3 protein-coding genes are annotated in these 3,406 nt (G+C 50.9%); 2 read left to right on the forward strand and 1 reads right to left on the reverse strand.

Going from position 1 to position 3,406, the window contains the following annotated elements:
• A partial coding sequence (locus INT22_RS05810; protein ID WP_193067861.1) for an argininosuccinate synthase occupies window positions 1-1,197 on the reverse strand: 1,197 nt, incomplete at its 3' end.
• Window positions 1,198-1,406: 209 nt separating this feature from the next.
• Here INT22_RS05810 and rnt point away from each other — a divergent pair.
• Together rnt and INT22_RS05820 are read left to right on the forward strand one after the other, a co-directional pair.
• A complete protein-coding gene (gene rnt, locus INT22_RS05815; protein ID WP_038484741.1) occupies window positions 1,407-2,075 on the forward strand; it encodes a ribonuclease T in 669 nt (222 codons plus the stop codon).
• A gap of 217 nt (window positions 2,076-2,292) precedes the next feature.
• Window positions 2,293-3,406: 6-phosphofructokinase (locus INT22_RS05820; RefSeq protein WP_193067862.1), on the forward strand; the 1,114-nt coding region annotated here is incomplete at its 3' end.

Here is a 3,406-nt window from a genome sequence, read left to right on the forward strand (position 1 = left end):
GGCAGCAATCCGTAGACGCAATGCATTCAGCTTAATAAAGCCTTCTGCGTCTTTTTGATCGTACGCGCCCGCATCATCTTCAAACGTTGCAATCGACTCATCAAACAACGACTGATCGGACTTACGCCCTACAACCGTTGCATTGCCTTTATAGAGCTTCATGCGAACAACGCCCGCGACGTTTTTCTGTGTTTCGTCGATCGCCGCTTGTAGCATACGACGCTCGGGGCTCCACCAATAACCGTTGTAGATCACTTCAGCGTATTTAGGCATTAGTTGATCTTTCAAGTGCGCTTCTTCACGGTCAAGCGTCAGCGACTCGATAGCGCGGTGAGCACGCAGCATGATTGTGCCCCCTGGTGTTTCATAGCAACCACGGGACTTCATACCAACATAACGGTTTTCAACGATATCCAGGCGGCCAATACCATTATCGCCACCTAGTTTATTAAGCTTTTCAAGCACTTCATGAGGCTTAAGCGCTTCGCCATCAATAGCGACGATATCGCCATTCTCAAACGTCAGCTCTACATAAGTCGGCTGCTCAGGCGCAGCTTCAGGAGAAACACTCCAACGCCACATGTCCTCTTCTGCTTCCGCCCATGGGTCTTCCAAAATGCCGCCTTCATAAGAAATGTGCAGCAGGTTGGCATCCATGGAGTACGGTGATTTTTTCTTTTTATTAGAAAAATCAACGGGAATTTTGTGCTCTTCGCAGTAAGCCATCAACTTCTCACGCGAAGTAAGATCCCATAAACGCCAAGGAGCAATAACCTTCACGCCAGGTTTGAGTGCGTAGCCACCCAGTTCAAAACGAACTTGATCGTTCCCTTTACCCGTTGCACCGTGAGAAATGGCATCAGCGCCCGTCTCATTAGCAATTTCAATCAAGCGCTTAGCAATCAACGGACGAGCGATAGAAGTGCCGAGCAGATACTCGCCTTCATAGATGGTGTTCGCTCGGAACATTGGGAATACATAATCGCGAACAAATTCCTCGCGAAGATCTTCGATATAGATCTCTTTAACACCCAGTGCTTGAGCCTTAGTGCGTGCGGGCTCGACTTCTTCACCTTGACCGATGTCGGCTGTAAAGGTCACTACCTCGCAGTTGTAGGTCTCTTGCAACCACTTAACGATAACGGATGTGTCCAGGCCGCCTGAATACGCCAGCACAACCTTTTTGACATCGGACATTCTTTGCTCCTTGTTCATGAAAAGTAGTTCACCCAACGACACCGCGCTGAGCGCAGTGCAATAACATAAACTACGAGTATAGCGCTCTCAATGCTCAGCGAATACCGTCAACGACGCCTAAGGGGTAAAGCTGCTAGAATCATAGCCAACAAAGGGGTTGCTTTAACCGCTTATTCTAACTACTTACTCGCTTTACTAAGGAGAGCTGCATGAGCGAGGCATTTGCCCGCGAATTGATGGCCCAACGTTTTCGCAGTTATCTGCCGGTTGTCATTGATTTAGAAACGGGTGGGTTTAACGCCCAAAGTGACGCAGTACTCGAAATTGCTGCCGTGACGCTTACCATGGACCCTGACGGTAATTTATTACCCGACGCCACTTACGCGTATCACATTCATCCGTTTGAAGGCGCGAACGTTGAGCAATCCGCCCTTGATTTCACAGGCATTAATCTAGATGACCCACTGCGTCGCCAAGTGGCGCTAAGCGAATCTGAAGCGCTAGGTGAAATTTTTCGCCCTATCCGCAAATCAATCAAGGCACATGGGTGCTCACGGGCAATACTGGTTGGTCATAATGCTGCCTTTGATCATGGCTTCCTAAATGCGGCGGCGAACCGCTGCAGCGTAAAACGGAATCCGTTTCACCCTTTTTCCAGCTTTGACACAGCAACCCTGGCAGGCTTTGTATATGGTCAAACAGTGCTTGCTCGTGCATGCCGCGCGGCAGGTATCGAGTTTGATAACAAGTCCGCCCACTCGGCCCGCTACGATACCGAACGCACAGCAGAGCTCTTTTGTGCGATGGTCAACCGCTATAAAGACTTAGGCGGATGGCGGCTGGCTCAGCAGGAACAAGAACTGGACGACAGCGAGTAATGAGCCTCCAAGATGCACCCACAGTGGCTTTGCGCTAAACTTCGCGGCTGCAGGCCACGCGTTTGCACGATCTTTCTACGTAAGCGTGTCATTAGTGGTAAGCGTGCCATTAGTGCGCGCTGCTTAATGCACGATTATGAAAACAAGCAAAGGGGCGTCATTACCCCTTGCTTGAATACTGTTTTAACTACCCGTTTTCAGGAGATGAGACGTTTCCATGGCCCAGCATAATGCCTTTTACGCCCAGTCCGGTGGCGTTACCGCCGTCATCAATGCCAGCGCCTGCGGCGTTATCGAAGCTTGCAGACAAGCGCCCGACCAGATTGGCAAGGTATATGCCGGTCATAACGGCATTATCGGTGCCTTAACGGAAGACCTCATCGATGTGACTCAAGAGAGCGATGAATCGATTGCTGCCTTACGCCATACGCCTGGCGGTGCCTTTGGTTCCTGCCGCTACAAGCTGAAAGATATTGATACCCACCGTGCTCAATACGAACGCTTAATCGAAGTTTTCAAAGCCCACGATATTCGCTACTTCTTCTACAATGGCGGCGGTGATAGCGCAGACACCTGCCTTAAAGTGTCCCAACTGTCTGAAAAACTCGGCTACCCGCTAACCGCGATTCATGTGCCGAAAACCGTTGATAACGATCTGCCTATTACCGACAACAGCCCCGGGTTTGGTAGCGTTGCCAAATATATTGCCACCTCTACCCGTGAAGCATCGCTGGATATCGCGTCTATGTGCGCCACATCCACTAAGGTATTCGTCCTTGAAGTGATGGGTCGCCATGCTGGCTGGATTGCAGCAGCGGGCGGCTTAGCAGGAGAAGGCGAAGGCGAGCCGCCTCACCTAATTATCTTTCCTGAAGTATCGTTTGACCGTAAAGCGGTCATGGCGCGCGTTGAAGAGTGCGTTCAGAAGTACGGTTATTGCGTCATCGTTGTCTCTGAAGGCGCACGCTACGAAGATGGCACTTTCCTTGCCGATGCGGGCAATACCGATGCCTTTGGTCACCGCCAGTTAGGCGGCGTAGCACCAACGCTGGCTGGAATGGTGAAGCAAGACCTGGGTTACAAGTACCACTGGGCAGTTGCTGATTATTTACAGCGCGCGGCGCGCCACTTGGCCTCTAAAACCGACGTTGAACAAGCCTATGCAGTGGGCCGCGAGGCGGTAACATTAGCACTTGCAGGCAAAAATGCCATGATGCCCGCCATACGCCGTATTTCACAGGATCCCTATCAGTGGGATGTTATCTCGGCGCCACTGTCCCAAGTGGCTAACCAAGAAAAATTCATGCCACGGGATTTTATTAGCGAAAACG

The sequence above is a fragment of the Halomonas sp. 3D7M genome (assembly GCF_014897885.1).
Lineage (GTDB): Bacteria > Pseudomonadota > Gammaproteobacteria > Pseudomonadales > Halomonadaceae > Vreelandella.

Excerpts from the sequence above, each read along its gene's own strand:
- rnt (WP_038484741.1), top strand. The coding sequence starts at position 1,407 with ATGAGCGAGGCATTTGCCCGCGAATTGATGGCCCAACGTTTTCGCAGT.